Below are 22123 nucleotides of genomic sequence, written 5' to 3' on the forward strand. Positions count from 1 at the left end.
ACATCCTCTGAGCCAGCAATAACTTATCCCTGCGATCGCTGTTACTAAACTTTAGCTCGGTCAAGTTTAGCTAATCTAAAATCCAATATGGTATAACACTCTTTCAAACGATCGCAAACCAGTCATATTATGTCTCACATTCTTGTTGAAGACCTCAAGAAGACTTTCTTTATTTCCGAACGCTCCTCTGGTATTCTCGGTTCAATACGAGGGCTCGTGCAGCGAAAAACCAAAGAAGTCCATGCATTGAAAGGAGTTTCGTTTTCCTTAGAGAAGGGAGAACTTGTAGGATATATAGGTCCAAATGGAGCAGGTAAATCAACGACCATTAAGATTTTAAGTGGTATTTTAGTACCCTCTGGTGGAAAATGCATAATTAACGGACGAACTCCCTGGACAGATAGAATAGAGCACGTTGGTCGTATTGGTGTTGTATTTGGTCAGCGAACGCAACTGTGGTGGGATTTACCTGCGATTGAGTCTTTTGACTTGCTTCGAGATATCTATTGCATTCCCCATTCAGAGTATCTCAAGACACGAGCAGAAATGATCGATTTGCTCGACCTTTCTAGCTTTCTCTCCACTCCTGTAAGACAGTTAAGCCTCGGTCAAAGAATGCGCTGTGACTTTGCAGCTGCAATGCTTCACAGACCTGAGATTCTTTTTCTTGATGAACCTACTATAGGGTTGGATGCAGTTTCAAAGCTTGCAGTACGAAAATTTGTCAAAACGCTGAACAAAACCCATCAAGTCACTACCATCCTGACAACTCATGATATGGATGATATTGAGGCGTTGTGCGATCGCGTCATTATTATTGGTGGTGGTGAGATTCTTTGTGACGGTTCTCTCGCAAAGTTGCGTTCTCAAGTTTCCTCACGTCGGTACTTAAGAATTGACTTGATAAAGGATGATTTTTGCTTTGAGGAAGAAGGGGTCAGTATCATTTCCAAGGAAGGACGTACCGTAACTCTTGCCTTCGATCCCGCAAAGCTTTCTGCTGCGTCCCTAATTGCCCAGGTTACATCAAAATACGAAGTAGAGGATCTTTTCGTTGAAAATCCACCTATTGAGGAGATAATTGCCGAACTGTACGCAAACTCTGAAGGAATTTTGACATCAAATGGATAGTTTACTGACCCGATTCTACCTGAAGTGGCTGCACTCAGTCATATCTATACTTATCTACTGTATCTTAAAAGCGACGAAACGTTAAGATTACCAAAGAAAAACATATATGAAAGCATATTGGTCATTGTTTGTTGCAAGATTTGCGCTTCTGTTGCAGTATCGTACTGCTGCTTTAGCAGGGGTTGGAACTCAACTTTTTTGGGGTTTTGTAAAAGTTATGGTTCTTGAGGCATTTTTCACTCATGCAATCTCCGCTCAACCTATGACTCTCCGCGAGGCTACAGGATACGTGTGGCTCGGACAAGCGTTTTTGATAGCGATCGTCCCTTGGGGAGGTGATAGAGAAATTCAAGAACTCATCCGTTCTGGTGGGGTGGGGTACGATCTTCTTCGACCCACTGACCTTTATAACTATTGGTTGGCTCGCGCTTTAGCACTTCGTACAGCACCCCTGATACTTCGTGGTATTCCACTTCTTAGTATCACAATATTGCTTTTTCCCATTTTAGGGTTTTCGGAGCGATCGCTTTTTTTGCCATCCTCCTTTGCTGCAGGAGTTGCTTTTTTTCTCTCCTTTATTGGTGCAATTCTGCTTTCATCTGCAATAACAATGCTTCTAACTGTTTCAATGATGTGGACAATTTCTGGTGAGGGAATCAATAGTGTACTTCCCACTCTGATTTCTATTTTTTCTGGAATGATTATTCCCCTGCCACTTTTCCCTGAATGGCTCAAACCGTTTTTAAATTTCCTTCCCTTCTCAGGGCTTCTAGATAAACCTTTTCGTCTTTTTACTGGTAATCTCCCACCAAACGAATTGTTTAATGTATTGCTTCATCAATTTTTTTGGATAGTTGTTATTATTATCTTTGGACGTTTTTTAGTGAACTATGGTGTAAAAAAGCTTGTTATTCAAGGTGGGTGAATGGTGAATAATTTTTTACTTTACCTTCGATATATCTCTGTATCTTTTAAGTCGCAAATGCAGTATAAAGTTTCCTTCTGGCTTCAAGTCTTAGGGCAATTTTTAGGAACTGTTATTGAATTTTTGGGAATATGGGCGCTTTTTACTCGTTTTAACAGTATTGGTACGTGGACTCTTGCCGAAATTGCTTTATTTTATGGCACGATTAATATTTCTTTTGCCTGTGCTGATGCTCTCGGACGGGGATTTGATTCCTTCACAAAAATCATTAAAAACGGTGACTTCGACCGTTTGCTTCTGCGTCCGCGCACAACCGTACTTCAACTTTTAGGAATGGAATTTACCTTGAAACGAATAGGACGATTTTCTCAAGGATTGGTAGTCATGGGGTGGTCGCTTTCAACTCTCCATATTCCTTTTACTGTGAAAACATTGTGGCTTTTAGGCTCTTCATTTATTGGCAGTGTTGCACTCTTTGTTGGCATTGTTATCATACAAGCAACGCTTACCTTTTGGACTATTGAGTCTCTTGAAATTATGAATATCCTCACTTATGGAGGAGTGGAAACTGCTCAGTATCCTCTTTCAATTTATGGCAAGTGGTTTCAGCGATTCTTTACTTTCTTGATACCCTTTGGTTGTGTCAGCTATTTTCCTTTGGTAGCAGTGCTGGAAAAAGAACGTGCTTTTTTAATACCTTTATGGTTTTGTTACGTCTCGCCACTAGCAGGTATTCTTTTTCTGATCGTTTCTTTGAAGCTATGGAAATTAGGAGAACGATACTATTGTTCCACTGGTAGTTAGCCATTAGCCATTAGCCATTAGCCATTTTTGTCTACTTCTCAGGAAAATTATCTTAATTTTCTGACTCGTTTGTTGAGTGCTGGGTCATCCCGTGGAGTTTAATAAAGCTATCAAAGGCGTACCATGCCAATACATACCAGGGAATAATCTCGAACTGTAGCCCGCTCACAAGTAATTTCCGAATGGAAAGAATGCCCAAACCTAAAGGAAAAAGGAATCGCAAATCAACAGAGTTATTTGTTGCTTTTCTCACCCGCTTATTCAAGTCCACCACAGCATCAGATACCCCTGCTGCAGCCTCAGATTTTCCTACTGCTATATCACCAAATATAATGCCTAAATCTTTTAAAGTTGCGAGAACATTTTCAAAGCTGTCATCTTGTGTATCGTGCTGTATAACGATACTGCCATTTTGAATATTAGTTCTGACTTGATTAATATTTGGTTGAGCTTGTAAGGCGTTTGCAATGCGCTCTATATCTCCCGATTGACGGTAGCGAGAGGCTACTCTCAAACGCAATCGCCCTGGAGTAGAACTGACAACTTTTGTATATATGGGTTGAGATGTAGATTTTTTCCTACATTCTTCTTGGATTATTTTTGGCATTTCAGTTAGATGAGTGTAACCGTTGTTATTCAATTTCTTTTTTCCCAATACATGGAGGGCTTTTTAACAAGCAAATTAACAGGCAAAAAATTGGGGGAGGCGGAGCCTTGACTAAGACATTCCCAGGCGGAGCCTGGGAACGAGGGGGTAAGGGTGAAAACATTCCCAAGTGGCGATGGCGAGATGGGAATGAGGGTATAAAGGTCAGCGCTCTGGTTTCCTTCTCCCTCAACCGAGTAGAGTTGGGGATGGGGTACTTACAAACCGTTATCAGAATTATCAACTGATGTTCCTGCAACATCAACTGCTGGCAATTGTCTGCCTTCAGCTAGTTCTGCTCTTGCTTCAGCAACCATGTCTTCCCAGCTTTCGCCGAGTTCTGCAACAGCGCCTTTGCTTTTTTCAAAAAGAACAAGTCCACTCTTAATAATAGACTTGGCTATTGGCTTACCAATTCCAGCAACGACAGGAATAACGACAGGTGCAAGAAGGACTGCACCAATACCGGCGATGATTCCGGGTGCGCCTGCGTCTTCAACAAAATCAGTAATTTTTGGTGCCATGATTATTTCCTCCAGGAATTAGTAAAACACACTAAGGTACTCTTGTTACCACAACCATCTCATCTAGCTGCGGGGAGAGTTTTGCGGTCGCGACTTCTCAAAATTGGACGCAAACCGTTAACTCCTGCAACAACTGTCGAACCGTTGTTCACCATCGTTGCTGCTAGGGGGTTAAGACCAAATAAAACTGCCACGACTAAGGCGGCTAAATTGGGAACAGCAATCATAGCTGTATTTTGCTGAATGAGCTGCTTGGCTTTACGAGCAATCTCAATTCCCTCTAGCAAACCGTGCAGGTCATTCTGCATCAGTACTACATCTGCTGTTTCACGGGCAATGTCAGAGCCATTGGCAAAAGAAACAGAAACATCAGCGTATGCTAAAGCGGGCGAATCATTGATACCATCGCCAACAAACGCAACTGTTTTCCCTTGTTCGTGTAGTTCGCGGACAACTGTTGCTTTCTGCTCGGGAAAAGCTTCTGCATGGGTATGGGTTGGGGCAATACCAAGTTCAGCAGCAACAACGCTAGCGGTCTGCCTGTTATCTCCAGTTAGCATGTGGACCTCCACACCTTCGACTGTTAACAGTTTTGCAATAACTTCCCGACTTTCTGAACGGAGTACGTCACTATATTTTATTATACCTTGCAGTTGACCGTTGCTTGCTACATAAATTGTTGAGGTTGCTTTCTTTTCGTTGCCGTCAAGCTGTTCCATTGCAATGCCAACTTGTTCTAGAAGGCGCTCGCTACCAACATAAACGGTTTCTCCATCAATCTCTGCCCGTACACCCAAACCAAGTTGATAGTCCCACTTGCCACGGGCAGGAATTTCGATTTTCTGTTCTTCTGCATAGCGCACGATCGCTTCTGCTACTGGATGGGTCAGACGTTGTTCGGCTGCAGCTGCTAGTTGCAGTACTCGTGTTGGTGAAGTATTTGGGTTGAGACTTTCTACATGAACGACAGTAGCTTCACCTCTGGTCAAAGTGCCTGTCTTATCAAAAACAACAGTATCTATCTCTGCAAGTTTTTCCAATGCCCTTCCGCTGCGAATGAGAACGCCCCGTCGTGCTGCATAAGTTAATGCTGCTAAAACAGTGGTTGGTACCGATACCCTGATTCCAGTTGCAAAGTCAAGGGTTAAGACGCTGGCGGCTCTTGCTGGGTTGCGAGTTGTGGCAAACACAATCCCACCCAGTAGTAAAGTTGGCAATACAGCTTTCTGGGCAATTTTTGCAGCGTAGTTTTCCATTCGGGTATCGTGAACGGGTGCTTGTTGCATTAATTGAATGCTCTGTCCAGCACAAGTGTCGTTACCGACCCGCTCTGTCAGGATATAAACTCGTCCCTCCCTCACTAGGGTTGAAGCATAGACGGTTTGTCCTTTCTTCTTTAAGACTGGCATGGATTCTCCAGTCAGTTTTTGCTCGTCTAGTAATGCTTTTCCACGCACGATGGTACCATCAACAGGTACTTGTTCGCCGGGATAAACGATTACCGTATCCCCTTTTTGCACGTCTTGGATGGGGATTTGGACTTTCTCTCCATCACGTTCTATCCAGGCGAACTGTCCGAGGGAACTTAACAGATCTAAGGTTTGTTGGGCAGACGAGCGAGCCGTGCGATCGCGTATATTCTCGCCAATTTCAATCAACCCCAGCATGAGTGCAGGTGTCAGAAATTGACCTTGAAGCGTTGTGATGGCGATCGCCATAAAATCCAGAAAGTCAATATTGAATTTCTTTTCTACCGTAATTCCTTCCCAAGCTCGTTGGACTACAGGCAATGTCGTAACTGCTATAGTCGCTGCTATCATCAGGGGTGGAATCGGTAGCCCAAAAGGTCCTGCTAGCACGGCTAAAACTGTTGTCAAAGCTGAGAGTTGCATCCCAGGCCAAGGTTTTTCTGTCTCGCTTTCAGCAGCTTTTTTTAAAGTGGAAGGCTTGAGAACAATAACGTCACTCGCTGCTTGAAGCAAATAACTTAGATGCGATCGGATTTTGCCTTCCGTGGCTTTACCAATTTTATAAGTTACTGCTAGTGAAGACGCTGTAGGCTTAATACGTACACTTGAAAACAGGGCGTCAGCTTCTAACAAGGATTGGAGGCGCTGTGCGTAATCCTTATCATAACGGAGGCGAGGTACTCGCAACCTCAACCGTCCCGGAACTGCATGCACCACATTGTGCTGGACTTTGGAAATCTGAGTTGGTGCGTGTCCATTTTTCTCTTTTAAAGCAGCTTTCCCATTTCTTTCAGGTAGCGCTACTTCAGCAAGATGAAATCTGGAGGTTGGTATTTGCACACTAAGTTCTGCCATTTCTTCGCTCGCATAAAAAAATAAAGACGTTCAACTTTTTGATTTTCTAGAGCCTACTCAACGGGACACTCATAGGAGGAAGATATTTCTTCCCCTTCCGGTACCGTCAGTATAGAATTTTTGCAAAATTTTCGCTTCTTTTCCAGGCTCTAAGAATTGGTTCCTGCTAGCCACAGTTCTAACTAACCAAACACTTTAATATGATTCGTTCCAAAACTCTTATGAAACCATATCTAATGGAAAGTTAGCCATGAAGGATAGCGCTGCAGATAGAGCTGGAGTTTTATAATCAGACCACAGACCGACGACTTCCAAAACTCCTTCCTCGTTTGTCCTTATGGATAGTGTCGATTGGGTAGACTGCTGCTGTGGTTCTGGAAGTTGTTGCTCAATTGGAGTCTTTACAGGAGCTGTTTGCGGGATTGTCTCATCAGCCAACTGCATCAAATTCGCCCAGTAAGAAACTGGTATTTGACTATTTCCGTAGCCAATAGCAACCGAAGCCGCATCGCAACTCACTCGCACAGTCGTCACGTAAGAGTCTGTCTTCAGCAATCTCTCAAGTCGCTTAGCATAGGCGCGATCGCGAGCAACGCGGGGTACATTAAACCTGATGCGTCCCGGAATGGCATGAACGACATTGTAAGTAATTTTTGCAGACTGGGCTGCTCTGTTTGTAGATGTTTGCTCCACTTCTGATAACAACGATTGGTCGAGTTTATTGAGTTTTACTGCAGTATTATCTCCATCTTTTGAAGATGGGCTTTTTTCTGCTGCTGAAAATTGTGATTCTACATAGCTTATGACACGACGGGTTGCATTTGCTGTAATGAAGTATACAGGAAATGCAGCAAAACCCACGATCCCCAACCTTCTGGTGACCGCTAATCCGGCAAACAAGGGAATAAACGAAATTCCCTGTTCTTTCCAGAAATCTAGAGATTTCCAAGCAGCAAAAGGGTCTGTCTTGCTTTCATGGTGAGACGGCTGCTCTACACCAAATGACTGGAGCAACTCCATTACTTGGGACAAAGACAGCCTCTGCTCATCAAAGTTAATGACCAAACTGCCCGTTCGCTCATTGACATAAACTTCCTTGATACCATCTCGCCGATGTAAACTTTGGCAGATAGTGTCAAGTTTTGAGTTATTGCCCCCGTCAATAGCACGGACTCGAACACGCCCTGATGTTGCATGGATAATTTGCAACTCGTCTAAAGACAATTGCTCTGTTGACTGTCCAACAGATTGTTCTGTATCTTTCTTCACTTCATCGCCTTTCAGATGAGAAGAGACTAAGTCATCAGATTTTTGCAACCCAGGACTTAATCTCTTGCGACTACTTTTCGTTTTGGTCATTATACCCGATAGCCTAATCCAGCCAAGAGGTTAACATTAGGTTAAATGTAACCTAAAAATTTGAGTAAGTGGTCATTCTTCAGAATTATTTATCTTTAAGTATTGTTAAATACTGCCCCTCTTATACCCCCAGCTTGCGCGAGTACAAATTTTTACTCATTATCCTTTATAAGAATAATTTCCAAAATATACAACTTTATTCGGGTAAGTGCCACTGTTAGAGCAGTTTTTTTAAGATTGGTTTTATTAAACATAACCATAAACGATACTCATGCTAAGTTCAGAGCAAAGCTTCAAACTGCTGCCAGCAAAGGTATAAAGCACGGGGTACGTGGAAACAGCCTTTCCACTTGCCACCTTTGAGGTTTAACAGGACTTCTCCTCGACGGTTGAGGTAGCCAAACCACTCACCATATTCTGGATCGGCAAAATGCGACCAGGTGTAATCGTGCATTTTTTGGTACCACTCCCAACATGTCTCACGTCCCGTCAGGCGATAACCCATAACCAGTGCAACCAAAGACTCCAAATGCACCCACCACAGTTTTTGATCCCATTCCAACTGTTGTGGGGGATGACCATCTGCATCCATAAAATAATACAATCCCCCGTATTCAGAGTCCCAAGCAAAGTTAAGGATGTTTAGCACGACATCCACAGCTTGGTTAATGACTGTTATGTCGTTGCGCCGATGGGCAATATCCATAATGAACCACATCGCTTCTATCCCGTGACCGGGATTAATTAGACGACCATCAAAAGAATCTACATGGGAACCATCGGGAGCAATATTTTCATACATAAGTCCCCGTTGTGAGTCTAGAAAGTCGGTTATTACTTCCCGAACAGTAGAGTTAAGCACGTTCTCTAGAGTTTCGCTTGGCAGCAACCATTCCATTTCTAGAGTGAGATTAGCTAATATCATGGGTACTGCCAAAGATTTGAGCGATCGCGTACCCGGATATGTCTTGTTATACTTACCCTTGGGGTTGTCCTTACGGCGTAAAACATTATTGTAAGCTTGCACAGCCACATCTTTTGCCCAATCTTCACCAGAGGCAAGAGCATATTGACTAAAAGCCATTGCTGCAAAGCAATCAGAAAAGATATTGTAAGGCTGAACTAAAGGATTTCCTTCACGGGTCAGCGCAAAGTACCAGTTACCATCATCATCCCGACCGTGTTGAGCAAGAAAACGAGCACCATTGCTGGCAATGTTCAACCAGGATTCTCGCTTTTCTAGCTGGTTGTACAATTTGGAAAAAGTCCATACCTGACGGTTTTGCAGCCAGATAAACTTATCGGTGTCGTAAACTTTTCCAAAGCGATCGATGCAGGTAAAATAACCGCCGTACTCTCGGTCAATCGAATATTTTTCCCAAAATGGAAGTACATCGTTGAAGAGAGCATTTTTATAAAGTTCGGCTAGCTCTTGAAAGTTGTGCTCCATAAATATCCTTCTCCATGCACCACATCTAACAGCGTTAATTATCACCTTCTGACGAAAGAACGACAAGTGCAGAAGTCATTCCTCTTCCTTTAAAAATTCTTAGCAGGTTTGTTAAAGGTTTTATACACGGAAACCAAAAGGGAGCATCCCAAATTTGCTATTTACCCTCAGAATAGAATTCTGGGTCTATACAAAGAAAGCCTGCCTACGCAGGCTTTAAATAAGTCCGCGCAGGCGGACTTAGTCTGTATAGGCGTGATTTCAATCACAAGTATGTTTTTTCCAAATTCGGATGCTCTCAACCAAAAACATACTTTTTGCGTATACTAATATAATTACCTTACTAAATCATCGATTAAGAACGTAGTTGCAAGGTGAGTGATGGAGCATCTATACGTAAGGACATTAAACTTTGTGTTAATTCTCTAATGGATAAGGTAAAAATTCTATTCCTAGCAGCCGATCCTAGTGACTCTACTCGACTCCGGTTAGGGCAAGAGTTACGTAATATTCGCGAAAAGCTTCAACTCTCCAAACAACGAGACAATTTTGTCTTAGAATCTCGGGAATCTGTGCGTCCGGGAGACGTTACTCAAGCAATTTTTGATACTGAACCTCAGATTGTTCACTTCTCCGGACATGGTATAAATACGGGAGAACTGTGTTTTGAAAATGTTTTAGGACAAACTCAACCCGTACAAACTGTTGCACTAGCTAATCTGTTTAAGTTAGTCAATAAGCAGGTGAAGTGTGTAGTTTTGAATGCTTGCTATTCAAAAGCTCAAGCAAGAGTTATTGCCGAGCATATTCCTTATGTTATTGGCATGAGTCAAGCTATTGGAGACCAAGCTGGAATTACATTTGCTGTCGGTTTTTATAGAGCGTTAGGAGCAGGGCGTTCATTCGAGGATGCTTACGAGTTTGCTTGCGTAGAAATACAATTAGAAAATATTCAAAAAGACTTAATCCCAGTTCTCTACAAACAAGAATCAAAAAATAAGACAGAGAGCAAGCCCAACAGATATGAACCCCAAGCTAACTCAAGTCATCCTTCTCGAATCGGTTTTAATCGAAATTTACAAGAATTTTTTACTGTTATCTTAGTGACAGAGAAAGTATTTTGGCTGCAATGGATATTATTTACTTCTATAGGTAGTGCTATAAGTTTTATTACTAGTATTCATGGTATTGGAAGTGCTTTTTTTGGTATTGTAGTTGGAGGAATTGTAACTGGTGTAGCCCAATGGTGGGGACTTAGAAAACGAATTGCTAAAATCTTCTGGTGGCTATTGGCAACACCTATTGGTTGGGTGATTGGTTGGGCTATAGGTGGTTCTTTAATACAGCAAGCGATCGCAAGAATCGAATATACAGATAAATTTCCGGCTCTATTCCAAAATGAAATTTCATTTCTGATATTGCGTGTACTTTTAGGAGCAATTTTATTTGGAGTGGTACTGGCTCTAGCTCAATGGTTTGTGTTGAGAGAACTCAGTACTAAAGCAAACTGGTGGATTGTGTTTAATCCGCTCGGTACAGCCGTTAGTATTGTCTCAGGCGTGATAGTAAGTCGAAATGTAGATTGGATTACGGGAGCTATTGTTGGAGGACTCGTCTTTGGAGTTATTACCGGAAGCACAATACTATATCTGCTTCATCACCCAATTCATCGGGGTAGACCCTTGATATAAATACTCTAGATACAACAGGCGGCGGAGCCTCGCTTGAAGGTATTCCCAGGCGGAGCATGGGAACGAGGTCGGGCAAACTACTGCTTTTCATTTATCAGAGATTTCAGTAAATCTTCTATTTAGATTTGTATTCTTTAATAGCTAAAGTAGTTGCAACAGAAGAGTTAAAAAAATTGTTAGTTAAATCTCTTAAGCCAATTCTTTGGATCGGTACGTTGTGCTTGTTCCTCATCCTATATCCTCCAGTCAGCTACGCACTACAAATACAGGATATTCCCAATCCCCGACAGCAATATGGAGGTTGGGTGACGGATATGGCAAATATCCTCAGCCCCGAAGCAGAAGTACAACTGAACACAATGATTTCTAACTTAGAGGCCAAAAATAGTACTGAAATAGCGGTAGTAACCGTTTTGGAGACTCAGCCTGCTACTTCTCCTAAGGCTTTCGCAACTGAGTTATTCAATACTTGGGGAATTGGCAAAAAAAATAAGAATAATGGTGTATTGTTTTTGATATCAACACGAGATCGCCGTGTTGAAATTGAAAGGGGTTCTGGTTTGCAGAAAAGCCTGAGCGATCGCAAAATTCAACAGATTATTGAAACTGATATTATTCCCCGTTTTCAACAAGGAGATCCAGAAGCCGGGATTTTAAAGGGAACAGAAAATCTTGTCACAACACTAGCAGAAATATCCCATACAAATCTATCGCACCCCCAATCTAACTCACATCAAAACAATTTACCTGCTGTTCCTGGATATATTTGGATTGTCGGGAGCTTGGGTTGGGTTGGATTTATTGGGTTTGGGGGTAGATTGTTCCTACTTAGCCGTCATCCTCGAATTCTAGGAGTTAAACCACCAGACGGGCGATCGCGCTTTAGCGCCATCGAACACAGTCAGTCACAGTCTCTATCACAGCCATCAGAGGTGCCATCTCTAGGTCAATGGTTGTTAGTGATTAGCTTTGTTAATTTAATATTTGCTCTATTTTATAGCTTGGGATGGCAGATTGTAAAGGAACATCAAGCAGGTAGGCTGGATTCTGCAATTGTACTTGGGGAAGCCATTTGGCTTTGTCTGTTGTACTTTTTACCATACAGGCAAGCCAAAATATTTAGTCTTTTTTTCACTATAGTGACTGCTGTTGTATTCTTTCCCTTCCCATTAGTTTGTGGGGCGATGGCTTTAGCTTCAATTTCAGGTGCTATCTGCATAAATATCTTTAGAGATCGAAAAGAGATTGGCTCGTCCCTTTGGGTTCTAACAGGGATGACGGTGTTAGCAATTGTTATGTTTTTCTCCCTAGGAGCAATCGATGCAAGTTTGGAAAACGCATCTTTATTACCTACAGCATCTGTGCCGTTTGCCTTGCAACTGTTTGCCGTGCAAAATGCTCGTGCTTTCTGGGGAATAATACCGATAATTCAACAGTTAGGGAAAAGATTTAGTTTTCGTCCCACATATCAGTGCGATCGCTGTCACAAACTCATGAAACCTATTCCAAAGAACAAGCTGTCAACGTACCTCACACCTGCAGAACAGGTAGCGGCAAAACTAGGTAGTGTCACTTTTGAAGGTTGGTTGTGCTCGAAATGTCAACCTCACTTATCACCACCTGGAATTTACTTACAGTCATACATTCAAGACCAACATTCATCTTTTGCCTTCAAAAATTCTTTTGATAATTGCTCAAATTGCCAAGAGTTAACAGTTGTCCGAAGTTCTTCAAAGGTTCTACAAGAGCCTACTTGGACGCAAGCAGGTAAATGTGGAGTCAGACAAGAGTGCCATTGTTGCGGATACACTAACGATATCCAGGAAACTATTCCGCCACTGGAACTTCCTAAGAATGCGCTTCTTATTTTGCCTCAAGGGCGATCGCATGGTGTTGCAGAACAAAAACATTGTCCCGTTCACTGTGCTAACTGTCGCAATCCAATGACCGCAATTAGAGGTAAACAACTAAGACCTTATCTGATACTGGGAGATTTAGTGCGATCGAAAAGCGGTAGCCCTGCAACATCCCAATCTCATAAAACAGAACGAATTGGTTGGTACTGTGCTACCTGCTACCCAGAACTGACTGAAACAACAATACACATTCGTACTTACACAAGCAGTACAGGTTCTAGAGCAAAATCATCTCGTTCGGCAGTAGAATCAGATGTTTCTGTTGCTGATTCTGAGGAAAGCTGGAGTACTGACTTTGGAGATAGCTACAGTAGTAGTGAATCTAGCAGCAGTTGGAGTAGTGAATCTAGCAGCAGTTGGGGTAGTGACTCTGGCGGAAGCTACAGTAGCGGTAGCGATTTTGGTGGTGGAATGAGTGATGGCGGAGGTGGAGGTGGCAGTTGGTAAACATATTTGTTAAAACTTTGTTAGCCACTTAGCTTTTAAAAATTTATATGGGCAGCTTTTACGGTTCTATTCACATTCGCTCAACTCAAACAGAGCAAATTACAGAAATTGTAAAAAAGCTGGCTGCACAAGAAAAACTAAAATTTTTAATTTCTCCATGTATTAACGGTTGGATTAGTGTTTATTCTTCAGAAAAAGGGCAAAATCCTATAGTTGTTTCAGTTCTCGCAAAGCAATTTTCCGGTCATTTGCTTAATCTGATTCTTTACCATGATGATTTTTTTTATTACGAATATTATAGAAAACATCAGTTAATGGATACATATAGTTCCTCACCAGAATATTTTGGAACTATATCTAGAGAAGAAAAATTAAGATTAACTGGTAAGCCGGAAGTATTTACTGATTTACTCGCTGAACTCCCCAACAATCAAACAACTATTGAACATATTTCTGAACTTTTGAAAATTCCCTTTCTAAAAGATGGTGAAGAACTCTCTCCAAGAAGCCTAGAACTATTGCAAAGGTTACAAAATCTTTCAAAGTATCCCGATATGAGAGAGTTAATCGATGATAAAAGCTTTGCAGCAGCAATACAATTTTCTAGCTTTGCCCAACTTTTAAATATCAGTAATGCTGCAACTTGCTATGAATATCTTCAAGATGGGGAAGATGAAAATATTGAACGCCGAGAAGAATTCATTCATGTTCCAGACCTCTCTATTGAATTAGCGCATAAGGAGAGAGAAAAAGCCAAGATAGATGAAGTATTCACTCAATTAAATAGATCGGGGCTCTTATTATTGACAATCTCCCGTCCTACACCAAAGGGGCAATTTTTACAGGAACCAATTTCTGTTCCCGATCCGATGGATGGATTTTTTATAGGTTGGTGTGGACTGTGGAATCAACCTCTGGAAATAAAACACTATACTGCTCCTTGGAATAATGAGCCAAAAAATATTGAGCTGCCACTAGAACAAAATGCTTATGTGATGCAAGTTAGTCCATCTGGAAAGTTTTTGACCGTAGGTCATGTAAGTGAATCTTTGCAAGCAGCTGTATTTGACTTAGAAAAAAAACAATTGCTCAAAATGATTCCTCTTAGTCGAGCTACTGACATTGTTCAATTAAGTGCTAATGAGGAAATACTTATCAGCCGTTTGCGGGATGAGATTATCCTTAGTTCTATCAAAAATTCACAAGATATTGCAGCAATTAAAGTTGGGCATGGATCTAAAATTGCAATTCATCCGAACGGACGCTACCTAGTGGCTGATGAGCGAGAATCAAAATTAGCTATTGTTGATTTGAATACTCAAAAAGTCATTAAAGTCTTATCAACTGCAGCATTAGATAAGAAAGCATGGCGGGCGAGTGTCGAACGAGGTGAAGGGGTAAATGCTTTTCATGACAGCGATATCATTGTCAAAATGGACTTTAGCCCGGATGGGCGTTGGTTGTTCTGTGCAATGGCTCAAGGAGTACGAGTATTTGAGTGGAATGAAATTTTCTCTTCAAAGACGAAATTGCCACTCCCTGTCGTCGCTTCTTCTAGTGAAGTCGTTACTTTTGGCGATCCACCTAACAGAATGGCAAGAACTTATGATATTGCTTTTGACTGGCAGCGCAACGTTTTACTCTCTTGCGGACTAGAAGGTAAAGTAAAATCTCTGAATTTAGCAACTGGAGAATCTAAAGTTTTATTGGAACTACCTGGAAAATTGGCAGTTATTCAATTAAAACTGTCCCGTGATTTAGCTACTTTGTGTACACATTCGATGGCCGATATGTTTGAGCGGAGGCAGGGGTCATGCATCGTTCAACTGTGGAATTATTTGGCCCTTGTTTAAGGGAGCATCCCAAAGAGTGTCAATTGCCCTGAGAGCTAAAAATTGACCCGACGCACAAAGGTTGAGAACGCAACAAGCATCAAGCAGAATGTAAGAGTGAGTAATTTGCATAAACTGTCTTCACTTCTCACCTGTTTGGATTTGACGCAAATCAAAATCTGTGTCTTCCTCCATCATTCCGCTTGAATACTTCCGTAATGCTTCTGCGATGCGGCGAGCTTCTAAGCGGTCAACATGGAGAAATTCAGCAAAACGTCCTTCTGTAATTAAACCTCGATCTAGTGCTTCAATTGCTAGATGTTGATAGTGCAAAGGCATCATATCAATCCTTTGCGGAATCTGTTCTAAACCCAGTTCCTCCTGTACCTTTCTGACTTTTAAACCCCGATATTGCAATTTATCCCAAGTTCCTGACTGTAAAAGTTCCATTTCCTCTAACCGATAAACTAATGCTTCTACGGACACTCCATAGTAATGCGCTAGTGTAAATAAATTAGTCGGGGTGAATTTGCCATGTGTACGGTACATATCATTGAACCGTTTAAGCAAACTACTTGTGGGCATGAGGAAATATTTGGGGAAAGTTTCCGCTAGTTGTTCACTTTCGGGAAATCTTTGATACTGTCCATCAAAATGGAATTCAGGCTTTTGCCGATGTGCCAAAAAATGAAGGTATCCATGCGCCATTGACCAGCGTCTTCGCTCCTCTGGATGGTTAGCATTGATAGCCATGCAACCACCTACTTGCTCGTTATAGCTATACACTTCTGAAAATTTTTGTGGCATCTGCAAATAGAAGATACGTAAACCAACGTCTTGCTCTAAGATGTCCCGCAATTGGGGAATAGGAGCATCACCTAAACCGAGCCGTTGACGTTCTGCCACTGCTATACTCTCCGCAGCAGATTTGATGGGCATATCTGCTACCTGATACTCAAGAGGATAGTTTCTTGGTAGCGGCGCGTCCATAATCTTCTCAAGCTCTAAATAATTTTGGCATAATTCCTCTAATTGCAGGATGAATGCCTCAATTTCTATCTGTTCTTCCTGACTGCGTTGATAAACTGCTCGAAACTGTACTTCAAAGGGTTGCACCACTGGGCGTGGACGAACAAAGTCACCCACAGAACGTCCGTAAGCACGAGCCAGTTTAATCAGTTCATTGGCTTTGAGACGGCGTTCTCCTTTCTCAATTGCAATCATAGTGGTGCGTGCAGCATCAATTACCTTGGCTGCATCAGCCTGAGTCATGCCACATTTTTTACGGGCTTGTTGTAGGAGTTCTCCTAATGTTCCCAGATCAATGTTATTCAGGATGTTGGTAGCCATGATGTTTTTCCTCAACCTTGTATCGTTATTCAGACACATACATTCAGATCAAACTTTGCTTCACAAAGTCTTTGATATGGCTTCTGATAAAGTCCTGAAAGCCCGTGAACAATATCCCCGTCAGGCATGGTTCGACCTCCAATGCTGGAACCATTTATATGATGAATTTAGCTAACAAAATTAACAATGTCAGTAATTAAGCCTATATTTTTACTATAAAAATCAGATTAGTCATTCAGTAGATAAATAAGCTGTAATCTCCGCCCTCCTTGATAAGCTTCTAATAAGCCTTTTGCATCAAAACTGAAATTGTAGACTAAGTAAAGATAGCTACGGAAAAGAATGATTATACTGACAGGAGGGGGAGAGGCGGCTGTTCAATGTCTCTGCCCCTATCGTTTCGATTGATTATTATTATTAAATTTATTCCTACATTTAGACGTATTGACAAAAGACACTTGCTTTTAACTTGTTACGAATGCGAACCACTCCTTCTTTTCCACATCCGGTGAAAAGTCAGCTCCCAACTATACCAAAAACTGTTTAGAACCTAATTTTGCAAAAATTTTCAAAAGACTCGTAGGGGCGCAAGACCTTGCGCCCCTACGAATGTTATCAAATCATTCCAAAAAAGAACAGTGTTAGCCGTTTCCGTAAGCCTCAATTAACTATCAGCAGGAATCGGAAGAATACGTGGTACAGAAGAATTGGCTATATTGACATTTTGACTATCTTCCACATTGTCTGGCACGTAGAAATTGTTGTTATCTGAGGTATTTTTATTTTCTACTTTAGAACGATCGCCACTAGAACTGTCTTCAATCTTCTCTTCCGTATAATATGCTTCTTGCGGAGGAATAGAGATAACTTCCACTCCTGACTCTGATTCAGCATTTGCTCGAGTATAGGTTCCAAAGGAAAACAATACTGCCAGCGCTATCAAGCTTAACTTTAGGAAGTTAAATGTGTTTAATTTTAGTTGTATTTGTATATATTTATTCATAATAATAATTTTTTATATGTTATTAACAGTACATTAATCTAGAAAAAATTAAGATAAATCTTACTTAGTACATATATACGATAGAAAATACTGAGACTTTAGTTGCACTACAGTAATTCCTCTATTACCAGAATGCAACATATAAACACCACTGGTAGTGTTACTGGTACCGCTATTGAGTGATCTTTGTCACTGAATAGTAGTGATGGCGATCGCAGAGTTCTTGTTTGCCAATCACTTGGTTGCAATATTGGCGGATAGACCAATTTGTACTGCTAAGACTCTAGAGGTATGTATATCAAATTTAAACTTGGGAAAATAAACGAATCAAAGCAAAACGACAAGAGGTCTAGTAATGGCGCGAGAAGTTACCGATGCTGATGGAATTACTTGGAGTTGCGTTCAAGCATATGCTGGTCTTTCCGATAAGGCAGAAAACCAAGCTGCTGCTCGGGTAAACGAAGCACGAGACACATTGTGGATTGTCTGCACTCCAAGTGGCGCTGCTCAATCAGTACGGCTCGAACTACCGAGTGAATGGGAAACTTCTTATTCAGATGAGGCTTTGCTTGATGAAATTACAGCACATCAACAGAAGTAGTATTGATACTAAATCCGCGTTTTGTACCCCCTTTATAATTTAGTCCGCGCAAGCGGACTTCGTTTGTATAGCCGCGATTTCCAATCGCTAGGGCTAAGAGGTATAAGAACGGATTTGGTATGAACTGGTTAAGATTCCGGCATAAGTGCTTCCTGAAAATTCACTCCACTCAAGTTAGCCCCTCTCAGGTTAGCGCTTCTAAGATTCGCTTTAGTTAAATTTGCTCCTTTAAGGTTAGCCCATCTTAAGTCAGCTCGATCTAAGTCAGCCTCACTCAAATTAGCCCTGACTAAATATGCACCACTTAAGTGAGCTTTGCTGAGGTTACTTTTATAAAAGTCAGTTTTATAAAGATAAGCTCCCATCACTTCTGCTTCATATAAATTGGCATGACTGAGATCTGCACCAGTTAAGTTGACGGCGATTAAGTTGGCAAAACTGAGGTTCGTCCGAATGAGCTTTGCATTACCCAAATCAGCACCTCTTAAATTAGCACCTCTTAAGTCAGTACCAATTAGGTTAGCGTCTGCGATCGCGGCGTCTTTAAAATTTGCTTCACTTAAGTCAGAGCCAATCAGATTGGCATCACTGAGATCTGCCTGTATTAATCGAGCACCACTCAAGTTAGCAACACTTAATTTCGCCTCTCTTAACGTAGCTTCCCTGAGGTTAGATCTATAAAAAATAGCACCACTGAGATCGGAACCACTTAGGTTGACTCCTACAAGAGAAGCATGACTGAAATTAACTTTGCTCAAGTCAAGCCCTTGAAGGTCAGCACCACTCAAATCAGGTTCAACAGCAGGGTATTTTTCTCGCCATTCCATCCATGTTGCTGCACCCGCTTTCAGTAGCTCCAGATGCCTTTGATTTGCCATTTCCTTGTTACTCCTGACGCCCACCCTTAGGATTTGTCCGACCTGCTACATTTTCTATTGCCGTTAAAGCCCCCGCCGCACCTGCTAAAATATCCCGTTCTTGTCCACCCAAGTACAAACGTCCAAAGCTCCCTACAGCTTGAACCTCCAGGATATTAATCGATGCTGCTTTCTCGGCTTCATTTGCAGCAAGAGCAGCATAAGCAGCCGGCTCAACTTCTAAGACATATAGCGTGTGTCCGGCTAGTAGAAGTTGCCCCTTTCGCGTGCGGTTGATAAGTTGTGTTTGATAAGCATCTATGTTGCGGATAATTTGGCTGGAAACAACCCGTGGTTTGAGACATTCTTCCTTTCGGACTCCTAGCGCCGCTAAAATAGCTTGTCCCGCAGCTCGTGTTTCGCCTTGAGAAGCAGAATGAACTTCTAGCAGACCGTACAATCGTTCGACGACTTGTACTCCAGGACGCACAGAAGCGGCTTTGAGTGCTACATCTGTAATCCGATTAATTTCAATTCCAGGAGAAATTTCAATCCACAATGATGTATCTCCCGGTAATGGCAAGAAACCTTGAGCGACTGCTCCCATATATGCCGCATGTTGAGGCTGCAGGCTGTCGAGAAATACGAAACTCCGTAGTTCTATTCCCAAGGTTGTTCTCTCCAGTCATAAAGGTTAAAGTGAGATGTTGCAAAATATGAAGTTAACTTTAAACTACCACAAGAGGGGAGCTATGGCTCATACCGTACAGTTGCTTCTTTTGACAGGAAAAAATTTGCACAATTGATATCACCTGTCAACCTCTGACACATTTCTCGTACTTCAGAAGCACCAATGATGATACGAATACGTACACCGTAATCAGTTGGGTAAGCTTCATAGACAAATGGTTTGCTGGTTGCAGCGGTTAATGCGGTTGCTAAAGCTGGAGATACACAAATAATGGCATCTTTTTTTGGAGGTACATAATAATCTATAAAAAAATCGCTATCTCGCTTGTCTCTAGTCCAACCACTCACGACTTTATTGGTAGACCAAGTTAGACATTTCAAATCAAATCCTTTCTCAGATTCACGACCTCTTTGGATAACAACTTTAGGTACAAAATTAGGATCGTATAATTGTTTTTCTCTTTGAATTTCAAAAGCTTTCTCTAAATTATTACTATCGATAATTCTTGCTCTAATAATATCGGTTATAAAAATAATGTATAACGATAGACCGCTTATTCCTAAAGCTATTATTATGGCTAACAAATACCCTTGTCTCTTACGTCTTAGATTTCGTTTTCTCATAAACAGTTACTAATAAAATATAGGGTATCCGTTAATACTAATTTATCGCTTCATTAAATAATATTAAATTTTTTAAAAAACCTATAAATTTTATTTAAAGAAAAAAATAAGGAACTGCCTACCAAAAGCCATACGTGGTAGGCAATATCCTCTCTACAGTACTTAAAATTTTTCATGCAGGATTTAGGATGGCTGCGGCAATTCTATAGCAGTCCTATTTGAGATCTCAACAAGGAAGATTCCGTGGATTAGGAAGAAGTATTTGGGAGCGGTTTTTGAGTAAGACTTCGCCTGCGATCTGCAGAGGTTTCCACTAAGATAGAAAGCACAAGCGCACTAAACGCAATTAAATGACAGAAAAATCGTGCTAGATGTGAATATTCCCACCGATCGCGAAGTTGTTCCCAGTTTGCTGGAATAGTTTCAGGTGTTGCATTACGAATGACTGTATTTGCAGGTTCTGTAAATGCAAAAAAGAGGACAGGAAATGCCAGTAGCATGAATGCTACAGCAATTAGTGCAAGTTGAAAAGCGGGACGACTTTTGCGAACAAGAACAGTCAGGGCGATCGTTGCGAGGGGTGCAGCCAGTTCAATGAATGTGCCGATATTCGGAGGTCCAAATGCGACATACAGGCTGTTTTGAATTGCAATGTATTGCGTTGCAGAGTATTGCATTTTGGCTGGGAGTTCTAGCGCATGGCACAGCGCCATTCCCGTTACAAGAGCAGATAGGATAATGGTGATGAAACTCCAAGTTTTTAAAAGCATAGAGAATTCTCCTTTGCTTTATTAAGTTTGCTAGGCGATCGCTAGCAATGCGACTGCTGTGAGTGCCGCTACATTGGGTTTATCCGAACATTGCCGTCAGTTCAACCATACCAAACAGTACTTGCTATTTTATCTTGTACTATGTATACTACAAATACAACAAGTTATGAGGTAAAACAAACAAAGCTCTGACAATAAGTGTAGCGAATTATTATATTTTTTTTATTATTACGTATTTCCACATAGACGTAGATAAGCAACTTATAATTATTGAGAGCATTCCTATGCGTACAAATTGCTCTCAAAATAGAATTTTCAGGCTAGACAAATAAAGCCCACCTGCGCGGAATGAGCTTGTATAGCCACAATGGGGCGCATCCTCGGTGTTTTTTCTTTATTTTAATATTTATTCTTGGAGGAGAAAATGAAACTAAATCAAGTGATTGCAGTTTTGCAAACCATTAAAGCCAATTCGACAAAAGCCAAAACAGCCGTTTATCACCTTATTCAGAAAAGTGCAATGTTTCAAGGTATTTCTCGCACTTTTTCTCCAGTGGCTGAAGATGGTTTTGTCTATCCTCCAGAAAACCAAACACTGCAGTTGAAAGCAGAAGATTTACTCAGTCAATTTGAACAAGCTTGTTCTGAATTGTTTAATTTATGTGCTACTCAAGACTGGTCTAATTCTCAAGCTAAGGCTGATATAGTCGTTGATGGAACTACAATCCTTAGGGAAGTTCCTGTTTCTTACCTGTTGTTTTTAGAAAAGCAGTTAGTTGATATTAAAACGTTCATCTCATCTCTACCTGTCTTGGATACTAGTGAATCTTGGATTTACGATCCACAGCAAGAATGCTTTGCCACAGAAGCCAAATTCACGACAAAAACCAAAAAAATTGTTAAACCAGTCGTGCTGTACGAAGCTACGAAAGAACATCCCGCACAAGTCAAGGAATCCTCTGAGGATGTTCCAGAAGGAACGTGGCGAACTGTTAAGTTTTCTGGGGCTATTTCCCCAGCCAGACAAAACGAACTGTTACGAAGAGTAGATAGATTAATGCAGGAGGTCATTTTTGCTAGAGAACAAGCAAATAGTTTAGAAGTGACGCAACAAAATCATGTTGCTCGTTCTATTTTTGGTTACTTGTTCGCTCCCTCAAATATCAGATAGAATATAGA

The 22123-nt window shown here is 41.4% G+C and carries 19 protein-coding genes; 8 read left to right on the top strand and 11 right to left on the bottom strand.

The window, feature by feature from the left end; all coding sequences use genetic code 11:
- Positions 1-129: 129 nt before the first annotated feature.
- The 3 genes from AB0756_RS12390 to AB0756_RS12400 all read left to right on the top strand — a co-directional run bounded on the left by AB0756_RS12390 (position 130) and on the right by AB0756_RS12400 (position 2860).
- Positions 130-1131 (top strand): ABC transporter ATP-binding protein, encoded by a 1002-nt coding sequence (locus AB0756_RS12390; RefSeq protein WP_038081806.1) that lies wholly within the window; start codon positions 130-132, stop codon positions 1129-1131.
- A gap of 106 nt (positions 1132-1237) precedes the next feature.
- Positions 1238-2056 (top strand): ABC transporter permease, encoded by an 819-nt coding sequence (locus AB0756_RS12395; RefSeq protein WP_038081807.1) that lies wholly within the window; start codon positions 1238-1240, stop codon positions 2054-2056.
- Between the two features lie 57 nt (positions 2057-2113).
- Positions 2114-2860, top strand: coding sequence for an ABC transporter permease (locus tag AB0756_RS12400; protein ID WP_237265797.1), 747 nt, complete (start codon positions 2114-2116; stop codon positions 2858-2860).
- A gap of 52 nt (positions 2861-2912) precedes the next feature.
- On the opposite strand, the gene AB0756_RS12405 is transcribed toward AB0756_RS12400, so the two are convergent.
- The 5 genes from AB0756_RS12405 to AB0756_RS12425 form a co-directional block, all read right to left on the bottom strand.
- Entirely contained in the window at positions 2913-3467 is a 555-nt protein-coding gene (locus AB0756_RS12405) for an HMA2 domain-containing protein (protein ID WP_050045427.1), read from the bottom strand.
- Between the two features lie 257 nt (positions 3468-3724).
- On the bottom strand, positions 3725-4030 hold the full coding sequence (locus tag AB0756_RS12410; protein WP_038079364.1) for a DUF5132 domain-containing protein: 306 nt from the start codon (positions 4028-4030) through the stop codon (positions 3725-3727).
- A 59-nt stretch (positions 4031-4089) separates the two neighbouring features.
- Positions 4090-6354: a heavy metal translocating P-type ATPase gene (locus AB0756_RS12415; protein WP_038079359.1), complete on the bottom strand. Its 2265-nt coding sequence runs from the start codon at positions 6352-6354 to the stop codon at positions 4090-4092.
- Positions 6355-6573: 219 nt separating this feature from the next.
- Positions 6574-7713: an HMA2 domain-containing protein gene (locus tag AB0756_RS12420; protein ID WP_038079358.1), complete on the bottom strand. Its 1140-nt coding sequence runs from the start codon at positions 7711-7713 to the stop codon at positions 6574-6576.
- 280 nt (positions 7714-7993) lie between these two features.
- A complete protein-coding gene (locus AB0756_RS12425) occupies positions 7994-9163 on the bottom strand; it encodes a n-acyl-d-glucosamine 2-epimerase (RefSeq protein ID WP_050045428.1) in 1170 nt (389 codons plus the stop codon).
- Between the two features lie 428 nt (positions 9164-9591).
- Between AB0756_RS12425 and AB0756_RS12430 the strand changes: the two genes are divergently transcribed.
- The 3 genes from AB0756_RS12430 (at position 9592) to AB0756_RS12440 (ending at position 15070) form a co-directional block, all read left to right on the top strand.
- Positions 9592-10854, top strand: a complete 1263-nt coding sequence (locus AB0756_RS12430) for a CHAT domain-containing protein (protein WP_050045429.1) — start codon at positions 9592-9594, stop codon at positions 10852-10854.
- A 125-nt stretch (positions 10855-10979) separates the two neighbouring features.
- A complete protein-coding gene (locus AB0756_RS12435) occupies positions 10980-13217 on the top strand; it encodes a TPM domain-containing protein (protein WP_063779466.1) in 2238 nt (745 codons plus the stop codon).
- A 47-nt stretch (positions 13218-13264) separates the two neighbouring features.
- Complete coding sequence (locus AB0756_RS12440; protein WP_038079355.1) at positions 13265-15070, top strand: WD40 repeat domain-containing protein; 1806 nt, start codon at positions 13265-13267, stop codon at positions 15068-15070.
- Positions 15071-15190: 120 nt separating this feature from the next.
- Here AB0756_RS12440 and AB0756_RS12445 read toward each other — a convergent pair whose 3' ends face one another.
- Together AB0756_RS12445 and AB0756_RS12450 are read right to left on the bottom strand one after the other, a co-directional pair.
- Positions 15191-16399, bottom strand: a complete 1209-nt coding sequence (locus AB0756_RS12445; RefSeq protein WP_038079354.1) for an XRE family transcriptional regulator — start codon at positions 16397-16399, stop codon at positions 15191-15193.
- A gap of 664 nt (positions 16400-17063) precedes the next feature.
- Positions 17064-17402 carry a hypothetical protein gene (locus AB0756_RS12450; RefSeq protein ID WP_038079351.1) on the bottom strand — a complete coding sequence of 113 codons (339 nt, stop codon included), beginning with the start codon at positions 17400-17402 and terminating at the stop codon, positions 17064-17066.
- Positions 17403-17757: 355 nt separating this feature from the next.
- Between AB0756_RS12450 and AB0756_RS12455 the strand changes: the two genes are divergently transcribed.
- A complete protein-coding gene (locus AB0756_RS12455; RefSeq protein ID WP_038079346.1) occupies positions 17758-18003 on the top strand; it encodes a hypothetical protein in 246 nt (81 codons plus the stop codon).
- 128 nt (positions 18004-18131) lie between these two features.
- Here AB0756_RS12455 and AB0756_RS12460 read toward each other — a convergent pair whose 3' ends face one another.
- The 4 genes from AB0756_RS12460 to AB0756_RS12475 all read right to left on the bottom strand — a co-directional run bounded on the left by AB0756_RS12460 (position 18132) and on the right by AB0756_RS12475 (position 20944).
- On the bottom strand, positions 18132-18881 hold the full coding sequence (locus AB0756_RS12460) for a pentapeptide repeat-containing protein (RefSeq protein ID WP_038079345.1): 750 nt from the start codon (positions 18879-18881) through the stop codon (positions 18132-18134).
- A 7-nt stretch (positions 18882-18888) separates the two neighbouring features.
- Positions 18889-19530, bottom strand: coding sequence for a hypothetical protein (locus AB0756_RS12465; protein ID WP_038079344.1), 642 nt, complete (start codon positions 19528-19530; stop codon positions 18889-18891).
- A gap of 80 nt (positions 19531-19610) precedes the next feature.
- A complete protein-coding gene (locus tag AB0756_RS12470) occupies positions 19611-20174 on the bottom strand; it encodes a hypothetical protein (protein ID WP_038079343.1) in 564 nt (187 codons plus the stop codon).
- Between the two features lie 248 nt (positions 20175-20422).
- Positions 20423-20944, bottom strand: a complete 522-nt coding sequence (locus AB0756_RS12475; RefSeq protein ID WP_038079337.1) for a DUF1772 domain-containing protein — start codon at positions 20942-20944, stop codon at positions 20423-20425.
- A 424-nt stretch (positions 20945-21368) separates the two neighbouring features.
- Here AB0756_RS12475 and AB0756_RS12480 point away from each other — a divergent pair, with 424 nt between their 5' ends.
- A complete protein-coding gene (locus tag AB0756_RS12480) occupies positions 21369-22115 on the top strand; it encodes a DUF7873 family protein (protein ID WP_038079333.1) in 747 nt (248 codons plus the stop codon).
- The last annotated feature ends 8 nt before the right edge of the window (positions 22116-22123 follow it).

Source organism: Tolypothrix campylonemoides VB511288_2 (assembly GCF_045999855.1).
GTDB lineage: Bacteria > Cyanobacteriota > Cyanobacteriia > Cyanobacteriales > Nostocaceae > Scytonema > Scytonema bouteillei_A.

Coding starts and splice junctions, on each gene's coding strand:
- AB0756_RS12425 (WP_050045428.1), bottom strand. CDS start 9,163: ATGGAGCACAACTTTCAAGAGCTAGCCGAACTTTATAAAAATGCTCTC.
- AB0756_RS12410 (WP_038079364.1), bottom strand. CDS start 4,030: ATGGCACCAAAAATTACTGATTTTGTTGAAGACGCAGGCGCACCCGGA.
- AB0756_RS12440 (WP_038079355.1), top strand. CDS start 13,265: ATGGGCAGCTTTTACGGTTCTATTCACATTCGCTCAACTCAAACAGAG.
- AB0756_RS12415 (WP_038079359.1), bottom strand. CDS start 6,354: ATGGCAGAACTTAGTGTGCAAATACCAACCTCCAGATTTCATCTTGCT.
- AB0756_RS12470 (WP_038079343.1), bottom strand. CDS start 20,174: ATGAGAAAACGAAATCTAAGACGTAAGAGACAAGGGTATTTGTTAGCC.
- AB0756_RS12455 (WP_038079346.1), top strand. CDS start 17,758: ATGGCGCGAGAAGTTACCGATGCTGATGGAATTACTTGGAGTTGCGTT.
- AB0756_RS12420 (WP_038079358.1), bottom strand. CDS start 7,713: ATGACCAAAACGAAAAGTAGTCGCAAGAGATTAAGTCCTGGGTTGCAA.
- AB0756_RS12475 (WP_038079337.1), bottom strand. CDS start 20,944: ATGCTTTTAAAAACTTGGAGTTTCATCACCATTATCCTATCTGCTCTT.
- AB0756_RS12480 (WP_038079333.1), top strand. CDS start 21,369: ATGAAACTAAATCAAGTGATTGCAGTTTTGCAAACCATTAAAGCCAAT.
- AB0756_RS12400 (WP_237265797.1), top strand. CDS start 2,114: ATGCAGTATAAAGTTTCCTTCTGGCTTCAAGTCTTAGGGCAATTTTTA.
- AB0756_RS12390 (WP_038081806.1), top strand. CDS start 130: ATGTCTCACATTCTTGTTGAAGACCTCAAGAAGACTTTCTTTATTTCC.
- AB0756_RS12395 (WP_038081807.1), top strand. CDS start 1,238: ATGAAAGCATATTGGTCATTGTTTGTTGCAAGATTTGCGCTTCTGTTG.
- AB0756_RS12445 (WP_038079354.1), bottom strand. CDS start 16,399: ATGGCTACCAACATCCTGAATAACATTGATCTGGGAACATTAGGAGAA.
- AB0756_RS12405 (WP_050045427.1), bottom strand. CDS start 3,467: ATGCCAAAAATAATCCAAGAAGAATGTAGGAAAAAATCTACATCTCAA.
- AB0756_RS12460 (WP_038079345.1), bottom strand. CDS start 18,881: ATGGCAAATCAAAGGCATCTGGAGCTACTGAAAGCGGGTGCAGCAACA.
- AB0756_RS12430 (WP_050045429.1), top strand. CDS start 9,592: ATGGATAAGGTAAAAATTCTATTCCTAGCAGCCGATCCTAGTGACTCT.
- AB0756_RS12450 (WP_038079351.1), bottom strand. CDS start 17,402: ATGAATAAATATATACAAATACAACTAAAATTAAACACATTTAACTTC.